Here is a 20,631-nt window from a genome sequence, read left to right as displayed (position 1 = left end):
CTCTCAAAACACTGTGAAAGCTTTATCAGCCCTCAACCCCAAAGACTCCGTCGATCAGATTGAGGCCGAGCAGAAACTCTGAACTGAGATGGGTGCGCGTCAGCGGTTCGACGACAATGCCGCGCGCCAGCAACGCGGCCTCGCGGCGTCGCGCTTCGACCGCCTGCCCGATCGTGACATCAGCGAATCTGAACACCGCTCCCGGTCGCGCCTGCGCCAGCCTGCCAAGATCGGGACCGATGATGGTGGCAATCTTCGGATAACCGCCAGTGGACTGGCGATCGGCCATCAGAACGATCGGACGGCCGTCTCCCGGCACCTGGATCGCCCCCATGGCGATCCCGTCGGACACGATGTTGTAGCCACGCGCGTGCGTCAGTTGGGGTCCGTCCAGGTAATACGCCATCCGATCGACCTTGGCGGAGACGGTCCAGGGCCCGGCGAGAAAGGCGGATATCTGGTCGTCGGCGAAAAAGTCGTGTTGGGGGCCGAGGACCACGCGAATGGTGTCGAGGGGACGGTCGAGCCACGGCGCTACGATGGCGCTGATCGATGGCTGCGACGAACCGGACCGCTCGATGCCGAGACGATCGCCCACCGCAAGCGCGCGACCGTTCAAGCCGCCGAAACCGGTGCGCGTGTGGGTGGCGTGAGAGCCCAGCACCTTTGGCACGGCAAAGCGGCCCGCCACCGCCAGATAGCACCATGAGCCGCGACCGCCGGCGCGAACTTTTAACACCGCGCCTTCTTCCAGGTTGAGAACCACCGCCGGCGGCAGCGGCCTGCCGTCGAGGTTGAGCGAGAATTCGCCGCCGGCGACGGCGACACGGAGCGCTCCGGATTCGGCGGTCACTTCTAACCCACCGACGGATACTTCGATCGCCGTTGCGCCCGCAGAATTGCCGACCGCAAGGTTCGCCGTGGCATGCGCCAGCGGATCCATCGGCCCTGCAGCGGTGACACCAAAGCGCAGGTAGCCGTGCCGGCCGGCGTCCTGCAGCGTCGCACCCGGCCCGCCCGACAGGATGCGAAGGCTCGCCTCCGAAGCGTCAGCCCTCATGCGGCACGCTTGCGGGCAACGATTTCGCCGCCCCCGGCGCGTTGCGCCAGATCGCGAAATGTCGAAAGATCGATCGGTTCGAACCGCACGAGATCGCCGGCCCGGATCAGAAAGGCATCTTGGCGTTCCGCGGCATAGAGACGCTCCGGCGTTTGGCCGATGACATACCATCCGGTCGGCATCACGAACGGCACAACGGTGCCAAGACCACCTCCGATCGACACCGCACCGGCCGGATGCGGCGGTCTTGGTGTCGCGCGGCGCGAGATCTTTAGCTGCTCGGGTACGCCGCCGAGATAGATTTGGCCAGGCGTGAAACCACACATATAGACGCGATACGTCGCCTTCGTATGCAAGGCGACAGCGTCATCCCGCGTGAGGCCGAGAATCTGGGCAGCCTCGTCGAGATCCTCGGCCAGCGCGGGATCGTAGCAACAAGGCAACGTCCAAATGGTGCCCTCGCCCCGCCATTCGGCAAGACCCGTCATGAGACGGCGCACAATGGCAACCAGCGTTTCCCTGTCGATCCCAAGCGGATCATAGTGAAGCATCAGCGAGCGATAGGTCGGCACGAATTCACGCGTTCCTGCCGGAGGATCGGCACGCAAGGCCGCGTCGAGGGCGAGCACCCTGTCGTTAATCACGGGATCAACGGTGTCACCGAATTCGACGACGAGGGCGGCTTCCCCCGCGTCGAGAAAGCGCGGATCGATCGGCAGTGTCATGCGGCCATCGGCTTGAACGGCTTCAGCGTAACACCGGCCTTTTCCAATCGCTCGCGCACGAGGCTGGCGGTCGCAACCGCATGATCGGAATCGCCATGAACGCAGATCGAACGGATCGGCGTCGGCAAATGCTTGCCGCTTGCGGTGATCACCGCTCCGGCCTGCACCATCGCGAGCACGCGCGCGGCAGCTTCTTCCGCGCCTTCGATCATTGCGCCGGGCTGGCCGCGCGGGATCAATTGCCCGGTTTCGGTGTAACCGCGGTCGGCATAGATCTCCTGATGGATTTCAAGACCCGCGGCTTCACCGGCCGCGACCAGCTCCGTGACGGCGATGGCCAGCAATGCCAGATTGGGGTCGACCGCCCGAACCGCCCGCGCCACCGCGTCCGCGACGTCGCGTTCCTCGCAGGCGATGTTGCCGAGCGCGCCGTGGGTCTTCACATAGGTGATGCGATGACCGGCGTAAGCCGCAAGCGCCATGGCCGCCCCGATCTGGTAGGCGATGAGCCGCTCGATCTCGCCGTTCGAGAACGGCAGACGGCGGCGACCAAAACCCCACAGATCCGGAAACCCGGGATGGGCGCCGACCGCGACGCCGCGCTGACGCGCAATGGCAAAGGTCCGCGCCATCACTTCGGGATCGCCGGCATGAAGCCCGCAGGCCACGTTGGCCGAGGTGACAATGGAGAGCATGGCCTCGTCATCACCACAGCGATAAGTCCCAAAACCTTCGCCGAGATCGGAATTGAGATCGACTGACGGCATGGTGGTCTCCTGGCCTTGTCCGCGAACGAAGAGCACCTTCGCTGCGAAACACGATATCGTAAAGTCGGGAGGCATCGACCGATGGCGATATCTGCCCTGCAATGCTGCCGGGGCATAAAAACAGGCATCGCGGCACCGCACCCAAAAGGTTAACAGGCCGGAAAGGCCTCCGTGGCGCGTTCTGACCGCCGTTGTATTCGGCCGAAACTTGATTATATTGCTATCTCAGCTGCAACCGCTGCTGATTTTAACGTTGGCGTGACCGGGCCCGTCTTAATCTAGGCGGGCCGTCGCCGTTTCAGGGTTCGTAGCGATGACTCGTTCCAATCGGGTTGACCATATTCGCATCACCTCGCACCCGGCACCGGGTGCCAAACTCAACTTCCCCATCACGTGGGGTGCTGCCGGCGCGCGTGAACGCGGACCAATCATCGGCACCGTGTCGCGCCCGCAGGACCGCAACGTCATCGGCACCCATGGCGGCTCCTATTCAGTCTATCGGGCACTGGCCGTTTCCTCCGGTGCGCTCGACCCGATCCGGCGTCCGGATCTTACCAACACCCATCCCGCCGAGATCATCGGGCCGTTTCCGCAATGGTCGGATCCGCAGAAAATCGTTTCGCTGGATCCGTGGGGGCATCTCGCCGCCGAAAATTTTGCAACCGAAATCGCCGAGGGCATCGACATCCGCCCGAGCATCGCGATCACGCGCGCGCGTCTCGATCTGCCCGAGTTGCAGGACGCGATCAAAGCCGGACGGCTCAAGCACGACGGCGAGTTCGTGCACAAGAATGGCAGCGTCTCCGTGGTCAAGATCGCGATCGACCCGGTCTGGTATCTGCCGGGCCTGGCGGAGCGCTTCGCGACCACCGAAAACAATCTGCGCCGGCAACTATTCGAGCAGACCGCCGGCATGTTTCCGGAGCTGGTGACACGGCCCGATCTGCAGGTCTTTCTGCCGCCGATCGGCGGCACGACGGCCTATCTGTTTGGTGACGTCAGCAAGCTGCCGGACCACCGCACCAAGATCACCTGCCGCGTGCATGACGAGTGCAACGGCTCTGACGTGTTCGGTTCGGATATCTGCACCTGCCGCCCGTACCTCATTCACGGCATCGAGGAATGCGCGCGCGCTGGCCAGACCGGCGGTCTCGGCATCATCATCTACAATCGCAAGGAAGGCCGCGCGCTCGGCGAGGTGACAAAATTTCTGGTCTATAACGCGCGCAAGCGTCAGGAAGGCGGCGATGCCGCGGCGCAGTATTTCGAGCGCACCGAATGCGTCGCCGGCGTGCAGGACGCCCGGTTCCAGCAATTGATGCCGGATGTGGTGCATTGGCTCGGCCTGAAGCGGATTGACCGCTTCGTATCCATGAGCGACATGAAGCACGATGCGCTGACCGGCCAGGGCATCGAAATCGTCGAGCGTGTGCCCATCCCCGACGACATGATCCCGGCCGACGCGCATGTGGAAATCGCGGCAAAGAAAGCCGCCGGCTACTACACGCCCGAGCCGCAGGAAAGTCCGGACAATCCGGTCGGCCGCCCGCTCGAAAAATATTGAGGACGGCAGTGTCCCCTGCAAACCCGGAGACGTCGGCTGCCTTGTCATTGCTGAACGCCAGCGCGGTCCGTGAGCGGGCGAATCGCATGCTCGCAATCGGCCTTGACGACAGGCTGCCGAATTTCCGCGTCGACCTCGATCGCATGGACAGCGCCGTCGATCTGGTGCTGGAGACCACGCGCAAGGCCTATCCCTCCTTCGACGTTCCCTTTCATTCGCGCTGGCGGCACTTCGTCACCGATGGGGACAATCGCTGGGCCGATATCGCCGGCCGGACCAAATGGCCCGGTCGTGCGGCCCGCGCCCGGGCCGAATTCGATCTGGCGATCGTCAGCGTCTTCCTCGATGCCGGCGCCGGGCCGGCATGGCGCTACCACGATCCGAAAACCGGATCTGACATCGGCCGTTCGGAAGGATTGGGGCTCGCCAGCCTCGCGATGTTCGCGGACGGCGCTTTCTCGGCCGATCCGCAGGAACCGCTGCGCGCCGATGGCGAGATCCTTGCACATCTGGCCGTCGCCGATCTCGAGCGTGGCATGCAGGTCTCGGATACCAATCCGCTGGTCGGAATGGACGGACGCGCGGAGCTATTGCGCCGGCTGGGCCGGCTGGTGGTCTCGAAGCCGGATGTGTTCGGCAGCCAGGACACGCCGCGGCCCGGCGGCCTGTTCGATCGATTGGCGAAACTCGCCGCCGGCGGAAAGCTTCCCGCGCCAACCATTCTCGCGGAGTTGCTGCAACAGCTCGGCCCAATCTGGCCATCGCGGCTGACGCTGGGCGGAATCCCGCTCGGCGACTGCTGGACGCATCCAGCATTGACGACAGCGGATGCGACAAATGGACTCGTGCCGCTGCACAAGCTCTCGCAATGGCTGGCTTACTCCCTGATCGAGCCACTGCAAACGGCCGGCATCACCGTGACCGATATCGATGGCCTCACCGGCCTTGCGGAATATCGCAATGGCGGACTGTTCGTCGATATCGGCGTGCTCGTGTTTCGCGATCCGGAATCCGCGCAAAGGGAACACGAGGTCGCGTCACCGCTGGTCGTGGAATGGCGTGCGCTGACGGTGGCGCTGCTTGACCGCATCGCCGATGGTTTACGACACCGGCTTAAAGTCGATGCCACCTCGATGCCATTGGCAAAAATTCTCGAGGGCGGCACCTGGGCGGCAGGCCGACTGCTGGCGCGCGAACGCCGCGCCGACGCTTCGCCGCCGGTGAAAATTATCAGCGACGGCACTGTTTTCTAGATTTGGGATTAGCAACATGGACGGCGTCACGATCGTTAGTCACCCGCTGGTACAGCACAAGCTGACGCTGTTGCGGAGAAAAGACATTTCGACCAAGTCGTTTCGCGAACTCCTCAAGGAGATCGGGATGCTGCTGTGTTACGAAGTCACCCGTGACCTGCCGCTGGCCGACGTCGAAATAGAAACGCCGATTGCGCAGATGAAGTCGCCGCAAATCGCGGGCAAGAAGCTGGTGTTCGCGCCGATCCTGCGCGCCGGCATTACGTTTGCCGACGGCATGCTCGATCTGGTGCCGACCGCGCGCATCGCGCATATCGGTCTTTACCGCGAGCCGGAAACCTTCGTTGCGGTCGAGTATTTCTTCAAGGCCCCGAGCGATCTGCACGAGCGACTGGTGATCGTGATTTCACCGATACTGGCAACGGCGAACTCCGCCGTCGCCGCGATCGACCGGCTGAAAGAGCGCGGCGCCAACGACATCAGACTGGTGTGCCTGATCGGCGCACCGGAAGGCGTCGAGCGCGTGCGCGGCATTCACCCGGACGTTCCGATCTGGCTCGCCGCGATCGACCAGGGGCTAGACGAAAACGCCTACATTGTGCCCGGTCTCGGCGATGCCGGTGACCGTGCCTATGGCACCAAATAGGCTGATAACCGGAAGCTACGCGGCATCGGCCAACAGGGTCCGGACGATCGGATGATTCCGGTCGGCCAGGCCGTCGATGACGTTGAAATGGTGGCGGCCGGGTTCTTCGATCGTGCAGGTCTGCGCGCCGAGCCCGGTCCAGATGTTGGCAAGCAGGGCGTTCTGGCGGACGAATTCCGGGCGCTCCGCGCTGCCGACCCAGCAGGTCACCCGGGCACCGGGCAAAGGCCGCAACAGCGCGGGGCTTTCGGTTTGCGCTTCGGCGTCGTCGATCCGCAGATCGGCATTCATGGCGGTCTTCAGCATCGGGCGAAGGTCATGGACGCCCGAGATCGAGACGGTATTGCGGATGCGCGCGCGGGCGACCTCCGACAGCGGCGAAGTCGCCGAAATCATGCGCGTGACCAGATGACCACCGGCGGAGTGGCCCGTCAGGAAAATCGGGCCTTCCACCATCGCGGCCGCCTGCACGATCGCGGCGGCAATTTCGCGCGTAATATCGGCCACGCGAACCGCCGGACAAAGCGTGTAGGAAGGCATCGCCACCGCATAGCTGCTCTCGACGGCGCCACGCGCGAGGTGTGACCAAAAGCTCTTGTCGAGGGCGCGCCAGAACCCGCCATGGACGAAAACGACGAGGCCCTTTGGTTCGCCCTCGGGACGGAACAGATCGAAGCGGTTTCGCGGCCGCTCGCCGTAGCCGATATCGAGCGTCGCGCGGCCACTGGCCCCGAGTTCATCGCGATAGGTCTGGGCGGGTTGCACCCAGGCCGCCGGCCAGCGCTCACCACCGGGGATGTTGGGGCCATTGGCGTAGGCGTCGTTCCAGTCGGAAATCTGGTGAAAGATCATGCGGGTCGGTTTCCGTTTGGTCTTGAGTAGCCGGAAGAGGCGCCTACGATCAGGATTCAGTTCGACGACATCTACTCACATCGGCCGCCCGCAGGACAAGTCCAAAAGTACTTTAGACATATAACTTATGGGCTTGAAACAATTCGCCGCCATGCGAGTATCCGCCGCCTGCGAACGAGGCCAATGATGACCGATTTCACGCGAACGCGATCCCTGTTCCATATGCCTGATGGCGTCATCTATCTCGACGGCAACTCGCTCGGTCCCCTGCCCGTCGCGGCGACCGATCGCGTCCGCGGCATGATGACCGAAGAATGGGGAAAACAGCTCATCAGGGGCTGGAACAGCGCCGGCTGGATGGCTCAGCCGCGCCGCATCGGCGACCGTGTCGGCCGGCTGATCGGCGCGCCCGAGGGCACTGTGGTGATCGGCGACACCCTGTCGATCAAGGTCTATCAGGCGCTTGCCGCCGCGCTCGAACTCAATTCCAGCAGGCGGGTGATCCTGTCCGACAACGGCAACTTTCCAACCGACCTCTACATGGCAGAGGGTCTGCTCAGATCGCTCGACCGGGGATACCAGCTCAAGATCGTCTCCCCCGAGGAAGTCGAAGACGCCATCGACGCAACGATTGCGGTGCTGATGCTGACCGAGGTCGACTATCGCACCGGCCGCCTGCACGACATGAAGGCACTGACGCAGAAAGCGCACGCCGCCGGCGCATTGACGGTTTGGGACCTCGCCCACTCCGCGGGCGCCATTCCGGTCGACGTGTCAGGCGCCAAAGCCGATTTCGCGGTCGGCTGCACCTACAAATATCTCAATGGCGGTCCCGGCGCGCCGGCCTTCATCTACGTCGCACCTGACCATGCCGACACGGCGCGGCCGGCGCTTTCCGGATGGCTGGGGCATCAGGCGCCGTTCGCCTTCGATCTTGATTACCGGGCCGGCGCCGGGATCGAACGGATGCGGGTTGGAACGCCTCCCGTCATTGCGATGGCCGCGCTCGATGCCGCGCTCGATGTCTGGGAGGGCGTCAGCATGTACGACGTCCGCAAGGCGTCGATCGCGCTGGCCGACCTGTTCATCCGCGAAGTCGAAGCCCGTTGTCCGGAACTGACGCTGGCCTCGCCGCGGGACGGCAACAAACGCGGCAGCCAGGTTTCGTTTCGCCACGCCAACGGCTACGCGATCATGCAGGCGCTGATCGCGCGCGGCGTGATCGGCGATTTTCGGGCTCCCGATGTGATACGCTTCGGCTTTACGCCGCTCTACATCGGCGAGGCCGAAATTCGCGCGGCGGTCGATGCGATCGAGGATGTCGTGAACAATCGCCGCTGGGATGCCGCGGAGTATCGCAAAATGGCTGTCGTGACATGACTGAGAAACCCATGACCGAAAAGCCTTTGGACCCCTCCGGCGAGGGCGCCCAGATGTCGTTCGACGGGCGGATGTCCTACAGCGACTATCTGCATCTGGAACGCGTGTTGGACGCGCAGGAACCGCTTTCGGATGCGCATGACGAACTTCTGTTCATCATCCAGCATCAGACCTCCGAACTCTGGATGAAGCTGGCGATCCACGAGATCCGCTCCGCCATCAAGGCGATCCACAACGACGAGCTTCAGCACGCCTTCAAGGTGCTGTCGCGCATCGCCCGAATCTTCGAACAACTCACGGGCGCCTGGGACGTTTTGCGAACGATGACGCCGAGCGAGTATACCGAATTTCGCGGTCAGCTCGGTCAATCGTCGGGCTTCCAGTCGTACCAGTACCGCGCGATCGAATTCCTCGCCGGCAACCGCAATGTTGCGATGCTCGGTCCTCATGCCCACCGCGGCGACATCGTCGCGAAGCTGGAAGAAATTCTCGGCGAACCCAGTCTCTATGACGAAGCGTTGCTTCTGCTCGCGCGCAATGGCTTCGACATCGGCCAAGATGCGCAACGAACGGATTGGCGCACGACGCGGACCGCGAATGACAAGGTGCTGGCTGCCTGGAAGACCGTCTACGCATCTCCCGACAAACACTGGATGCTGTACGATTTGGCCGAAAAGCTGGTCGATTTCGAAGACTACTTCCGCCGCTGGCGCTTCAACCACGTCACGACGGTCGAGCGCATTATCGGCCTGAAGCGCGGAACCGGCGGCACGTCGGGCGTATCCTATTTGCGCAAGATGCTCGAGGTCGAACTTTTCCCGGAACTTTGGAAAGTGAGAACGGAGCTTTAGGCCCTGGCACGTCATCCTAAGGTGCGAGCCCAGCGGTGCACCTGCACCGCTGGGCGAGCCTCGAAGGATGGGCCACGGGCGCTTTTCATCCTTCGAGGCGCGCAAGAGCGCGCACCTCAGGATGACGCGATAAGGTGGTGCGCTCCTACCCCAGCTTCGGATGCGTCATGAATTCCTCGATGATCTCGGCGGGCGGCTTGACGAATTCTCCGGCACGGCTGACGCCGAGGCCGGTGAGACGGCGAAGTTTGACCGCCATTTCCGCCATCTTCACCACGATCGGGATGCCGTTGATGACAGGCGCGCCGTCGATCGCGTGATTGCGGAGCGCGGCAAACAGCAGCATCGGGATGCCACCGCCCGGGATCAGCACTTCGACGCCCTTGGCCACCAGCGGCCGCGCCTGTTCGGCGAACAGCTCCTCGACCTCGCGCGCCAGCGCTTCCGATTCATACGCCTTCAGGATCTGCCCCGGCTCAAATGTCATGGCGTGGGTGCCCGCAACCCGGCGTTCCAGTCCGTATTTGGTGATCTGGTGGTGAAACCAGGGAATGTAGCGCGGATTGATCGTGATGATGCCGCTGCGCTGCCCGAGCTGGCAGCCATGGAGCATTGACGATTCGCCGAGTGCGAGAACCGGAATATCGACCACGGAGCGCGCTTCGTAGAGACCGGCGTCCTGGAAGTGGCCGATCACGAAGGCATCGTATCCCTCGCGTTCAGCCCGCACGGCATTGCAGATCACTTCCCGCGCGCAACGAAATTCGACGATCGCGTGGGCATAGGAATCGTGCGGCGTAATACCCTTGATGTCGATCGTGGTGCCGGGCTCGACGATGTCATCGAGATGTTTGCGCAACCGATCCCAGTAGGTCTTGCCGTTCTCGTAGTCGACGTAGCTCTGATACCAGATGCGGATCGGCTTCATGGCAGGCGTCTCCTTCCGCGCGCGTCCCTAAGGACGACGCGGCGTTTGATGAATGCGGCGCGATCGTCGGGGCCGTGGCTCAGGCCAGCAGCTTCCACGCCCCCTTCTCGAGCGTGACGATGACGCGTGCGCGTTCGTCGACACCGGAATTGTCGTTCTGGGTATAGTTGTAGACGCCATGCGAGCCCACCACGTCCTTGGTGCGGTAGAGCTCATCGCGCAGCGCCGCGCGGAAGGCAGGCGTGCCGGGCGGTGTCGTTGCTAGCGCGCGCTTGGCCGCGGCGGCGAAGACCAGCCAGCCGTCGAAGGAATAGGCCGAGAAGGCATCGGTCGAGGCGACGTTGTTGGCTTTGAGGTGTGCGGCGCGGAATTCCAGGCCGACCTTCTTCACCGGATTGCTGTCGGGCAATTGTTCGGCGACGATCACCGGCCCGGTTGGCGCCAGAACGCCTTCGACCGCCGCGCCGCCGACCCGGATGAAGTCAGGGTTGATCAGGGCATGCGTGCCATAGATCGGGCCGCGAAAACCGCGCTCGCGCAGCGCCAAAAACGGCAGCGCGCCCGGCGTTCCCGAACCGCCGGTCATGACGGCATCAGGCTGCGCGGCGATGATCTTGAGCGTTTGCGCGGTCACCGTGGTATCGGGACGCGCATAGCGCTCGTCTGTCAGGATCTTGATGCCAATGGGCGCGGCCGTCTTGGACAGCGCGTTGAAGACAAGGTCGCCCCAGGCGTCGCTGAAGCCGATATAGCCGAGGCTCTTGATGCCGGCTTTTTGCATTTGCGCGACCACCGCCGCGACCATCAACGGCGGCGGTTGCGGAATCGAAATCGCCCAGAAGCCGCCGTCGCCCTTGCCCGCTGTCGGCGGAAGCGGCGAGATGGAAACGAACGGCACCTTCTGCTCGCCGGCGACCGCCGCCATCGCAACCGATCCGGGCAGGCCTGATGTCCCGATCAACAGATCGACCTTTTCTTCTTCGACAAGCTTGCGGGCGTTTCGGGTTGACGCCGACGGATCTCCGCCATCGTCCATCTGGACCAGCCGGATCTTATGACCTTCGATCGTGTCGAGGTAAGCCATGGCGGCGGCAATGCCCCTTGAATAGGGAATGCCGATGGAGGCGCCCGGTCCGGTCTGCCCCGTCACGAAACCAACGGAGATGGGAGCGGATTGCGCCCGAAGGATCGCGGGAGCCGCGACGAAACCGGAGAGTGCTGCACCGCCGATGAGAACGTTTCGGCGCGAAATCATCTGTCTGCTCATCGTCGCTACCTCCTGTTGGGCCGCCGGTCAGTCGACGGGGGCCGGACTACTGAAGAAGTGAGAGACCGGAGCGATGGCAGGCCGCCGGCGGCATGGCCGCCGGTTCATCCCCGCGTCGTGGCTTGATTTATTGTTCACAGCCGCGCCATCCGCCATTCCGGACAAAAATTGTTTTAGACATAAAATATAAAAGCGTGCAGTATGGCCTCAGTCAAGAGGCAATTCACATGATCAACTTACCGATTAAAGTTGCAATTCATGCCTTATGGCCGAAGGCCGAGGGTGTCGCCGATCTGGCTCGAAAGGATCGTGCTGGCCTGATCGTAGAGTCCGGTCATCACGTGCAGGATCGAGGTCGCCTGCTGCAAAGCGTCCTGGGTACCGGACATGCTGCCGACCAGACGCACCAGGGTGTCGCGCCGGTGCTGCAGATAAGCGTCGACGATCGCACGGCCGGACTCGGTCGGCACGTAAGTGGTGTTGCGGCGCGAGGCGCCATTGCTCGCTTTCTCGATAAAACCCAGCGAAAGCAGCTTTTTCAGCCCGTATTGCAGATTGGCAAGATCATCGCGATGCAGAAGCCGCGCCACATCGCTCAGGCCCTTCGGCGTGCCATTCAGGTGAAGCACGTGCAGGATCGAGGCCTCGGTGCCGCCCAGCGCGTTCGTTGGCATGGCGCCCAGACAGTCGCGCCGCCAGCGCGCGAACGCCGAACCGAAGTGCCAGGCGGCATATTCGAACGCATTCACGGTCTGCTCGATCGGCGAAATCTCGGCGACCGGCTCGGTGACCACTGCCGCTATTTGCGCCGAAACTGCTTGTTTTTTGGCCACAGAATGCCTCCTCAAATATCAATTTCAAACAGCAATTTAATGTATTAACCTGACTAATCAAGGTGCTGGATCGCATGACGACTGAAATCGCCATCATTCTGCTGCTCGATGGGATCGCCAATGGCGCCATCTATCTGCTGGCTGGCCTCGGCCTCGTGCTGATCTTTTCGGTTACCCGCGTCGTGTTCGTGCCGTTCGGCGATATCACGGCGTTTTGCGTGCTCTCGATCGCCGCGTTCGAACTTGGCCGGGTGCCGGGCACGATCTGGGTGGTCGCGATCCTGGCCGTCATCGCAACCGTTGTCGATGCCGCCGGTCATTACCGATCCGGCGAACACGCGCGGATTCCACGTTCAATCTTCTTGTATGGCCTGCTGCCGCTTATTCCCTGCGTGCTGGCCTGGGTCGCCGCATCCTACGCCCTGCCGCAAGTGGTGCAGATCGTCCTTGCGCTGGTGCTCGTGCTGCCGATCGCGCCGCTGCTCGACCGCATTGCGTTCCGGCCCGCCGCCGATGCTTCCGTGCTGGTCCTGCTCATCATCGCGCTGGCCGTCCATTTCGCGATCAGCGGACTGGGCCTGATGGCCTTCGGCGCCGAGGGTTTCCGCATTCGGCCATTGGTCAATGGCATCTACAGCTTTGGCGGCGTCATCGTATCGGCGCAGGTCCTGCTGATGCTGGTCACCGCCGCCCTGCTCAGCCTGCTGTTCTTCCTGTTCTTCGAGCGCTCGATGTCGGGCCGGGCGCTGCGCGCGACCGCGGTCAACCGCATCGGCGCGCGGCTCGTCGGTATCCGGCCGGCACGTACCGGTACGATCGCCTATTTCATCGCCTCGCTGCTTGCCGGCGTCTCCGCCATCCTAATCGGCCCGACCACGACGATCTATTACGATTCCGGCTTCATGATCGGGCTGAAAGCCTTTATCGGCGCCATCATTGGCGGCTTCACCAGCTATCCGATCGCAGCGCTCGGCGCCGTGTTCGTCGGCATCATGGAGAGTTTCGCCTCGTTCTGGAGCAGTTCGTACAAGGAAGTGATCGTGTTCGGCCTCCTGATCCCGGTGCTGCTCTGGCAGTCCTGGAAGTCGGCCGGGCATGCCGATGAAGAAGGCGAGGAAATGGAAATGCCCGATGCGATCGCGCTGAGCGCGCCGCTTCGCATCGGCCTGATCAGCGCCACCGTCGTCGCCCTGCTGATCGCCCCTGCACTGCTCGGCAGCTTCGCCATTACGCTCCTCAACTATATCGGCATCTCCGCGTTGGTCGCGCTCGGGCTGGTGTTGCTGACCGGCATCGGCGGCATGACGTCTTTCGGGCAAGCCGCCTTTGTCGGCATCGCGGCCTATGCGACGGCCTGGGCGACCGTGACGCTCGATTTGTCGCCGTGGCTAGGATTGCTGCTGGCGCTGGCAATGACCGGGCTTGCGGCGCTGGCGATCGGCGCGCTGACGCTGCGGCTCGGCGGGCATTTTCTCTCGCTCAGCACGATCGCCTGGGGCATCTCGATCTATTTCCTGTTCGGCAATGTCCCGGGCCTCGGGCAGAACACCGGCATGGCCGGCATCCCACCGATCACCATCGCCTCGATCTCACTGATTTCCTCGCAAACCATCTTCTATCTGATCTGGCTGATGGTCGGGCTCGCCATGCTCGCGAGTGCCAACCTGCTCAATTCCCGCGAGGGCCGTGCGATCCGAAGCCTTCGTGGCGGCGGCGTTCTGCTGGCAAGCATGGGCGTCAACATCTTTCGAATCCGCCTTGTCACCTTCGTGATCGCGGCGCTGCTCGCCGGGCTGGCCGGCTGGCTCTATGCGCACATGAACCGGTTCATCAGCCCGGCCCCGTTCGACGTCAAACCCGGCATCGAGTATCTGCTGATGGCGATGGCGGGCGGTGCCGGCCATATCGCGGGCGCGGTTGCCGGTTCCGCCTTGATCACGCTGCTCAAGAACTGGTTGCAGGATGTGCTGCCGCTGGTGACGAAGAACCCGGCGCAATTCGAGATCATCGCTTTCAGCATCCTCCTTGTCCTGCTGCTGCAGAATGCCCGCGGCGGCCTCATTGCGTTCATCGCCAAACGCCTGCCCAAGGGCACGCGCCCGCCGCCCGCGGCCGCCGAGGCGATGCCGCGCCGCGCACTGCCGGAAAATGGCACGCTGATTCTGAACGTCGAAAACGCCGTGAGGACGTTCGGCGGACTGACCGCCGTCAACAAGGTCAGTTTTGATCTCAAGGCCGGCGAGATCCTCGGCCTGATTGGTCCGAACGGCGCCGGCAAGAGCACGATGTTCAACCTGTTGACCGGGGCGTTGCAGGCCAACGCCGGCCGGATCAGTTTCCTGGGCCAGGACATCACGTATCGTCCGCAGATGGAAATCGCGCGCATGGGCATCGCGCGCACATTCCAGCATGTGAAGCTCCGGCCGAACATGAGCCTGATCGACAACGTCGCGCTCGGCGCCTATGCGCGCACCGCGACCGGCTTCCTGAAGAGCGCGCTTCGCCTCGATCGCACTGAGGAGCGGCGGACGCTGCACGAGGCCCAGCGCCAATTGCAGCGCGTCGGCCTCGGCGACAAATCCTACGAACTCGCCGGCAACCTTCCGCTCGGCGGCCAGCGTATCCTGGAAGTCGCCCGCGCGCTGGCGGCCGATCCCGTGCTGGTGGTGCTGGACGAGCCGGCCGCAGGCCTGCGACCGCCCGAGAAAGAGGCGCTGGCCAAGGTGTTGCGCCAGATTCGCGACGAAGGCGTCACGATCCTGATCGTCGAGCATGACATGGATTTCGTCATGGGGCTGGTCGACCGGTTGGTGGTCATGGAGTTCGGCTGCAAACTGGTCGAGGGAAATCCGGCAGCGGTTCGCGCCGATCCGAAGGTGCAGGAAGCCTATCTCGGAGGCGTATTATGAGCGCGATGCTTGAGATTTCAGATCTTCATGTCGCTTACGGCAAGGTCGAAGCCGTGCGCGGCGTGTCGCTGTCACTGCAGAGAGGCCAGATCGTCACGGTGATCGGGCCGAACGGCGCGGGCAAGACTACCCTCCTTGCAGCCACCATTGGCCTGCTGCCATCGCGCGGCCGGCTCATCTTCGAAGGCCAGGATCTGTTGAAGCTCGACGTCGAGGCGCGCGTCGAGCACGGCTTCTGCCTGGTGCCCGAGACGCGGGAGTTGTTTGGAGAGTTGACGGTCTACGACAATCTCGTGCTCGGGGCCTACCCGCGCCGTTCGGATCGTGCCTTCGTCGCCCGCGCGCTCGACGAGACCTATGGGCGTTTCCCGCGCCTCGCCGAACGGCGCGCGCAACGCGCCGACACGCTGTCCGGCGGCGAGCGCCAGATGCTCGCGCTTGGCCGCGCTCTGATGTCGGCGCCGCGGCTGCTGATGCTCGACGAGCCCAGCCTCGGCCTCGCACCGCTGATCGTGCGTGACATCCTGCGCATCGTGTCTGGCCTGCGCGATGCCGGGGTCTCGATCCTGCTCGTTGAGCAGAATGCGAAGGCGGCGCTCGAAATCGCCGACTACGGCTACGTGCTGGAAACCGGCGAGATCGTGCTCGACGGTGAAGCCGCCAGCCTGCTCGGCGATGCCCGTGTGCAGGCAACTTATCTCGGCGGAGGGCATTGACCGCCATGGCAAACCGCATTGCAAGTTATGATGGGGTCGCCGTCGCGGTCCCCGTCACTGTGCCCTATGAGCGCTTCTCCATCCGTGGCGCGCACTGGTTCATCGCCCGCGCGCTGAAGGCCCTGGTCGATGGCGCCGGGATTTCCAAGGATGAAATCGACGGCCTGTGCGTGGGGAGTTTTACATTGGCGCCCGACAGCGCCGTCGGCCTGACCCAGCATCTCGGCCTCTCGCCGCGCTGGCTCGATCACGTGCCGATGGGCGGCGCGTCCGGCATTGTCAGCCTCCGTCGCGCGGCGCGCGCGGTTCAGGCTGGTGACGCCGAGATCGTTGCCTGCATCGCCGGCGACACCAACCACGTCGACAGTTTCCGGCTAAGCACCGCGACCTTCAGCATGTTCGCGCAGGATGCGGTCTATCCCTATGGCGCAGGCGGACCGAACACCAGTTTTGCCTTCCTCACCGCCTATTACATGCGCACCTATGGCGCGAAGCCTGAGGATTTCGGCAAGCTCTGCGTCGCGCAGCGCTCGAACGCGTTGCAATTTCCGCATGCGCTGTTCAAGAAGCCGCTGACGCTGGACGAGTATCTTAACGCCCGGCCGGTGGCCGACCCGCTTCGGCTGTTCGATTGCGTGATGCCTTGCGCCGGCGCCGAAGCATTTCTTGTCATGAGCGAGGACCGCGCACGGCGCCTCGGATTGCCGCACGCGCGGCTGCGAGGTGCCATCGAACGGCACAATGCCTTCCCTGACGATCCCGTGCAGCACCGCGGCGGCTGGGCAATGGACCGCGATCGCCTGTACGAAAGCGCAGGCGTCGGGCCTCAAGACATCGACCTGCTCGAGGCCTATGACGATTATCCTGTCATCTGCGTGCTACAGATCGAGGATCTCGGCTTCTGCGGCAAGGGCGAAGGGCCCGACTTCATTCGGCGCAACACGTTCGAGGCGAACGGCAGCTTTCCCTTCAACACCTCGGGTGGCCAATTATCTGTCGGCCAGGCCGGGGCCGCCGGCGGCACGCTCGGGATCGTCGAAGCGCTCCGGCAGGTCACGGGACAGCCGCTCGGCGCGAAGGTCGATAACGCCCGTCATGCGCTCGTCTCCGGATTCGGCATGATCAACTTCGACCGGGGACTATGCACCGGCGCCGCCATTCTCGCCGCAACATGATTGGAACTTGATGATGAGTGAAACAATCAAACGGCCGAAGCGCAAGAATCCAATTCTAAAGACGCGCGCGCCGACGCTGCCGCCGGATCGCCGCAGCCGCATTGCGCTCGGCCTCGTTCGCGGCGCAGCCCTTGGCAACCTCGAACTGCAATGCTGCGCGGCTTGCGGCGCCGTGCAATACCCGCCACGCGAGGCCTGCGTGCGCTGCCTGTCGGCCGAACTCGAATGGACCGTGATGAGCGGACGCGGCGAACTCGTCAGCGAGACCACGTTGCATCATTCCCAAGAGTTGTTCTTTCGCGAACGCATGCCCTGGCGGCTTGGACTGGTCCGTCTCGCCGAAGGTGTCAGCCTCGTCGTCCATCTCGACGCGCGCTGCGGCCCGGCGCCGTCGCCGGTCATCGTGGAGGCCGTGCTCGACCGCGCCGGCCAGGCCGCGCTTGTCGCCAAGCCGGATGGCGGCAATACCGCACTTGCCGACGAGCCAAAACTGCGCAACTTCACGTCGGATCCAAGATTCCGCAAAGTGCTGGTCACCGACGCCAAATCGCCGGTCGGCCAAGCTGTCGTGAAAGCGGTGCTGGAGGCCGGCGCCGATCTCGTCTGGGCCGGCCATTGCGAGCCCTGGAAGAATCCGCCGGGCTGGCCAGCGATTGCGGAGCTGCCAAAGGTGACGCTGGTCCCCCTCGATGTCACCGACACCAAATCGGTCAATGAACTTGCCGCCGAACTCGGCTTCAAGGTCGATATCGTGATCAACACATCAGAGCATCATCGCACGTTTGGCATTTTCGGCCGCGCCGGTGTCGAAACCGCACGGGCGGAGATGGAGACTAATTGCTTCGGCCTGTTGCGGCTGGCCCAGGCGTTCGGTCCGGTCATGCAGGCGCGTGGCGCCGATGGCGAAACCAGCGCGGTGGCCTGGGTTAATCTGCTGTCGATCTATGCGCTGTCCAATTTTCCGCAGCACGCGACCTATTCGGCGTCGATGGCCGCGGCGCTCTCGGTCGCGCAGGCGCTGCGCGCCGAAATGCGCGTCGCCGGCATCAGGGTCGTCAACATCTTTCCGGGACCTATCGACGACGAATGGAATCAGCTGCTGCTGCCGCCAAAATTGGCGCCATCGGCGGTCGCCCGCGCCATCGTCGGCGCGCTCAAAGGATCGGTTGAGGACGTCTATCCCGGCGACATCGCGCAGGACTGGCTCGCCCGTTTCCGCGACAATCCCAAGGCACTGGAACGGGAGCTTGGCCGATGAAATCGAACGATCCAGCGCCCGGCCCTGAAATCCTGGCGGACTTCACCGCAGCACTCGCGACCGGCGCGATTCGCATCATCGATCTCACGCAGGCGTTGGGTCCGGATTTTCCGAGCATCGTGATGCCGCCCGAAATTGGCCAAAGCCGCGCCTTCCGCATGGAAGAGATTTCGCGGTACGACGAACGCGGCGGCGCCTGGTACTGGAATAATCTGTCCTTTGGCGAACATACTGGCACGCATTTCGACGCCCCGATCCACTGGGTCTCGGGCCGCGACCTTCCCAACAGCTCTACCGATACAATCCCGGTTGCCGATTTCATTGCGCCCGCCGTGGTGATCGACTGCTCGAAGGAATCCGCACAGGATGCCGACTTCCTGCTGACGCCGGATTTCATCAAGGCCTGGGAAGCTGTGCACGGCAAAATCCCGCCGCGATGCTGGGTGCTGATGCGCACCGACTGGTCGAAGAAGACCGATCCGGCGGCCTATCAGAATTTCGACGAGACCGGGCAGCACACGCCCGGCCCCGATCCCGACGCCGTGCGCTTTCTGCTCAACGAGCGCGATGTTCTCGGCTTCGGCACCGAAACCATCGGCACCGACGCGGGCCAGGCGGCGCATTTCCTGCCACCCTATCCGTGCCACTACTACATGCACGGTGCCGGACGCTATGGTCTGCAATGCCTGACCAATCTCGACCTGCTGCCGCCAACAGGAGCCTCGCTGATCGCGCCGCCGCTGAAGATCCAGCAGGGCAGCGGCAGCCCATTGCGCGTGCTGGCGCTGGTGCCTTCAAATCCTGCGGGAGCGCCCCGCCCATGAGCCTCCGTGCGCCTGGCATGATTGAGCTGCCACCGGAAGATCGGACGCTGCCGCGCATGCTCGAAATTCAAGCCGGCCGCCACGGTGACCGGACGTTGCTGTCGTGCGCAAACGATTCATGGACCTTTCGCGAGGCGCGCTACATCGCTGCCGGCCGGGGCGCGACATTGCGCGCGGCGGGCATTGCAGCCGGTGACCGAGTGGCGATCCTCTGCTCCAATCGCCTTGAGATGCTGGAGATCGTTTTGGGCTGCGGCTGGATCGGCGCCATCGCGGTCCCAATCAACACCGCGGCGATGGGACCGCAGATCGGTTATTACCTGTCGAATAGCGGCGCGCGGCTGTTCGCGATCGAGGCGCAATTCGTCGAACGCCTGGTCCATGTCTCCGAAGGCATGGCCTCGCTTGGTTCGCTCTGGGTGATCGGCGGCGATGCCCCGCCCAAGGGTGCAGCGCCGTTGATGGAGGTCATGCCGCCGCGCGCCGCCGCGATTGCGGCCGCGCCCGTCAGCCCCGGCGACACCCTTGCGATCATCTATACCAGTGGCACCACCGGCCCATCCAAAGGCGTGATGTGCCCGCATGCGCAATATTACTGGTGGGGCATCCACTCCGGCCGCATTTTTGGCCTGACGGCAGACGACGTGCTTTGCACCACCCTGCCGCTGTTCCATATCAATGCCCTCAATACGTTTGCGCAGGCGCTCCTCAGCGGCGCGCGGATGGTCCTCGAACCGCGCTTCTCGGCCTCCGGCTTCTGGCCGGCTATGATCCAGAGCGAACCAACCGTGATCTATCTGCTCGGCGCCATGGTGCCGATCCTGCTGGCGGGTGAACCGCGCGCGGACGAGCGCGGACACCAAATCCGCACCGGGCTCGGACCAGGGGTTCCTGCTAACCTTGGCGCGACGTTCACCGCGCGCACCGGGGTTACGCTGCTCGAAGGCTACGGTTCGACCGAAACCAATTTCGTCATCGGCGCATCGGCGGAAACACAGAAGCCGGGAACCATGGGCCGTATCGTCGACGGTTTTCAGGCGCGCGTCGTCGATGTCAACGATGTTGAACTGCCGGATGGCGAGGCCGGTGAACTGGTGCTGCGCGCCGACGAGCCGTTTGCGTTCGCGAGTGGCTATTTCGGCATGGCCGAGAAGACCGTGGAAGCCTGGCGGAATCTCTGGTTCCATACCGGCGATCGGGTCATCCGTGACGAGAACGGCTATTTCCGGTTCGTCGACCGGCTCAAGGATGCGATCCGCCGGCGCGGCGAGAACATCTCGTCCTACGAGGTTGAGCAGGTGCTGCTGGCTCACCCTGATATCGAAATGACGGCGGTCTTTCCCGTGTGCTCGGAACTTGCCGAGGATGAAGTGATGGCCGCGATCGTGGTGCGGCCGGGAGCCGCGATCCCGCCCGTCGAACTGATGCAATTTTGTGCGCCGCGGCTGCCCCGTTTCGCAGTGCCCCGCTTCATCGATTTTGTCGCGGACCTGCCGCGGACGGAGAACGGCAAGATCCGGAAATACGAGCTGCGCGAACGCGGCGTGACCGCGTCGACCTGGGATCGCGAAGCGGTCGGCTACCGGCTGAAGCGGGGAGCCACGTAAATGGATAGTTATTTGA

The 20,631-nt window shown here is 63.6% G+C and carries 18 protein-coding genes; 11 read left to right on the top strand and 7 right to left on the bottom strand.

Going from position 1 to position 20,631, the window contains the following annotated elements:
* Positions 1-25: 25 nt before the first annotated feature.
* Genes JQ558_RS03150 through JQ558_RS03140 form a run of 3 tightly spaced genes read right to left on the bottom strand, consistent with a single transcriptional unit; the run spans position 26 to position 2,552 of the window.
* Positions 26-1,060, bottom strand: a complete 1,035-nt coding sequence (locus JQ558_RS03150) for a biotin-dependent carboxyltransferase family protein (RefSeq protein ID WP_212292806.1) — start codon at positions 1,058-1,060, stop codon at positions 26-28.
* Positions 1,057-1,785, bottom strand: coding sequence for an allophanate hydrolase subunit 1 (locus tag JQ558_RS03145; protein ID WP_212292805.1), 729 nt, complete (start codon positions 1,783-1,785; stop codon positions 1,057-1,059). Before JQ558_RS03145 ends, JQ558_RS03150 begins: the two co-directional genes overlap by 4 nt.
* Complete coding sequence (locus JQ558_RS03140) at positions 1,782-2,552, bottom strand: LamB/YcsF family protein (RefSeq protein WP_212292804.1); 771 nt, start codon at positions 2,550-2,552, stop codon at positions 1,782-1,784. Before JQ558_RS03140 ends, JQ558_RS03145 begins: the two co-directional genes overlap by 4 nt.
* Before the next feature lie 313 nt (positions 2,553-2,865).
* On the opposite strand from JQ558_RS03140, the gene JQ558_RS03135 reads away from it, so the two are divergent.
* The 3 genes from JQ558_RS03135 to upp are packed head-to-tail and all read left to right on the top strand — an operon-like array spanning position 2,866 to position 6,015.
* Complete coding sequence (locus JQ558_RS03135) at positions 2,866-4,116, top strand: GTP cyclohydrolase II (RefSeq protein ID WP_212292803.1); 1,251 nt, start codon at positions 2,866-2,868, stop codon at positions 4,114-4,116.
* Between the two features lie 8 nt (positions 4,117-4,124).
* Complete coding sequence (locus tag JQ558_RS03130) at positions 4,125-5,369, top strand: URC4/urg3 family protein (protein ID WP_312014948.1); 1,245 nt, start codon at positions 4,125-4,127, stop codon at positions 5,367-5,369.
* A 16-nt stretch (positions 5,370-5,385) separates the two neighbouring features.
* Positions 5,386-6,015: a uracil phosphoribosyltransferase gene (gene upp / locus JQ558_RS03125; RefSeq protein ID WP_212292801.1), complete on the top strand. Its 630-nt coding sequence runs from the start codon at positions 5,386-5,388 to the stop codon at positions 6,013-6,015.
* 15 nt (positions 6,016-6,030) lie between these two features.
* Here the strand turns inward: upp and JQ558_RS03120 are convergent, their stop codons facing one another.
* Entirely contained in the window at positions 6,031-6,867 is an 837-nt protein-coding gene (locus JQ558_RS03120) for an alpha/beta hydrolase (protein WP_212292800.1), read from the bottom strand.
* A gap of 186 nt (positions 6,868-7,053) precedes the next feature.
* Between JQ558_RS03120 and kynU the strand changes: the two genes are divergently transcribed.
* Both kynU and kynA read left to right on the top strand, forming a co-directional pair.
* Positions 7,054-8,247 carry a kynureninase gene (gene kynU / locus JQ558_RS03115; RefSeq protein ID WP_212292799.1) on the top strand — a complete coding sequence of 398 codons (1,194 nt, stop codon included), beginning with the start codon at positions 7,054-7,056 and terminating at the stop codon, positions 8,245-8,247.
* An 11-nt stretch (positions 8,248-8,258) separates the two neighbouring features.
* Positions 8,259-9,098, top strand: a complete 840-nt coding sequence (gene kynA / locus JQ558_RS03110) for a tryptophan 2,3-dioxygenase (RefSeq protein ID WP_212292896.1) — start codon at positions 8,259-8,261, stop codon at positions 9,096-9,098.
* A gap of 145 nt (positions 9,099-9,243) precedes the next feature.
* On the opposite strand, the gene JQ558_RS03105 is transcribed toward kynA, so the two are convergent.
* The 3 genes from JQ558_RS03105 to JQ558_RS03095 all read right to left on the bottom strand — a co-directional run bounded on the left by JQ558_RS03105 (position 9,244) and on the right by JQ558_RS03095 (position 12,126).
* The gene (locus tag JQ558_RS03105) at positions 9,244-10,026 is read right to left on the bottom strand and encodes an aspartate/glutamate racemase family protein (RefSeq protein WP_249119012.1); all 783 of its coding nucleotides are present in this window, start codon (positions 10,024-10,026) and stop codon (positions 9,244-9,246) included.
* Between the two features lie 79 nt (positions 10,027-10,105).
* Entirely contained in the window at positions 10,106-11,293 is a 1,188-nt protein-coding gene (locus tag JQ558_RS03100; RefSeq protein ID WP_249142290.1) for an ABC transporter substrate-binding protein, read from the bottom strand.
* A gap of 263 nt (positions 11,294-11,556) precedes the next feature.
* Positions 11,557-12,126, bottom strand: a complete 570-nt coding sequence (locus tag JQ558_RS03095; RefSeq protein ID WP_212205780.1) for a winged helix DNA-binding protein — start codon at positions 12,124-12,126, stop codon at positions 11,557-11,559.
* A 74-nt stretch (positions 12,127-12,200) separates the two neighbouring features.
* Between JQ558_RS03095 and JQ558_RS37075 the strand changes: the two genes are divergently transcribed.
* Genes JQ558_RS37075 through JQ558_RS03060 form a run of 6 tightly spaced genes read left to right on the top strand, consistent with a single transcriptional unit; the run spans position 12,201 to position 20,615 of the window.
* Positions 12,201-15,035, top strand: a complete 2,835-nt coding sequence (locus JQ558_RS37075) for an ABC transporter permease subunit (protein ID WP_249142289.1) — start codon at positions 12,201-12,203, stop codon at positions 15,033-15,035.
* Complete coding sequence (locus JQ558_RS03080) at positions 15,032-15,751, top strand: ABC transporter ATP-binding protein (protein WP_212205778.1); 720 nt, start codon at positions 15,032-15,034, stop codon at positions 15,749-15,751. The genes JQ558_RS37075 and JQ558_RS03080 overlap by 4 nt, the downstream gene beginning before the upstream one ends.
* A gap of 5 nt (positions 15,752-15,756) precedes the next feature.
* Positions 15,757-16,926 carry a thiolase family protein gene (locus JQ558_RS03075; RefSeq protein ID WP_212292798.1) on the top strand — a complete coding sequence of 390 codons (1,170 nt, stop codon included), beginning with the start codon at positions 15,757-15,759 and terminating at the stop codon, positions 16,924-16,926.
* A gap of 13 nt (positions 16,927-16,939) precedes the next feature.
* Positions 16,940-18,184, top strand: a complete 1,245-nt coding sequence (locus tag JQ558_RS03070; protein ID WP_212292797.1) for an SDR family NAD(P)-dependent oxidoreductase — start codon at positions 16,940-16,942, stop codon at positions 18,182-18,184.
* Positions 18,181-19,008, top strand: a complete 828-nt coding sequence (locus JQ558_RS03065) for a cyclase family protein (protein WP_212292796.1) — start codon at positions 18,181-18,183, stop codon at positions 19,006-19,008. The genes JQ558_RS03070 and JQ558_RS03065 overlap by 4 nt, the downstream gene beginning before the upstream one ends.
* Positions 19,005-20,615, top strand: coding sequence for an ATP-dependent acyl-CoA ligase (locus JQ558_RS03060; protein WP_212292795.1), 1,611 nt, complete (start codon positions 19,005-19,007; stop codon positions 20,613-20,615). The genes JQ558_RS03065 and JQ558_RS03060 overlap by 4 nt, the downstream gene beginning before the upstream one ends.
* Positions 20,616-20,631: the final 16 nt, after the last annotated feature.

The sequence above is a fragment of the Bradyrhizobium sp. AUGA SZCCT0160 genome (genome assembly GCF_018130105.1).
Taxonomy (GTDB): domain Bacteria; phylum Pseudomonadota; class Alphaproteobacteria; order Rhizobiales; family Xanthobacteraceae; genus Bradyrhizobium.
This window is presented reverse-complemented; position numbering and strand designations above follow the sequence as displayed.